Here is a 286-nt window from a genome sequence, read left to right as displayed (position 1 = left end):
GCCCCGGAGCCTTCGGGCAAAGGGGAGTGGTGGAGCCGACGAACCAGACTTGCAGTAGGTGAGTGATGGGGTGACGCAGGAAGGTAGTCCATCCCGGGCGGTGGTTGTCCCGGGGTAAGGGTGTAGGCCGTGCGATAGGTAAATCCGTCGCACATGAGGCTGAGACCTGATGCCGAGCCGATTGTGGTGAAGTGGATGATCCTATGCTGTCGAGAAAAGCCTCTAGCGAGTTTCATGGCGGCCCGTACCCTAAACCGACTCAGGTGGTCAGGTAGAGAATACCGAG

At 59.1% G+C, this 286-nt stretch carries 1 rRNA gene; it reads left to right on the top strand.

The features are described 5' to 3' along the window. Positions 1-286 (top strand): 23S ribosomal RNA (locus tag RM704_RS45025); the annotation flags it as partial.

Source organism: Streptomyces gottesmaniae (genome assembly GCF_031845845.1).
Taxonomy (GTDB): Bacteria; Actinomycetota; Actinomycetes; order Streptomycetales; family Streptomycetaceae; genus Streptomyces; species Streptomyces akebiae.
Note: the sequence above shows the minus strand (reverse complement) of the source record. Positions and strands in the feature narration are given on the sequence as shown.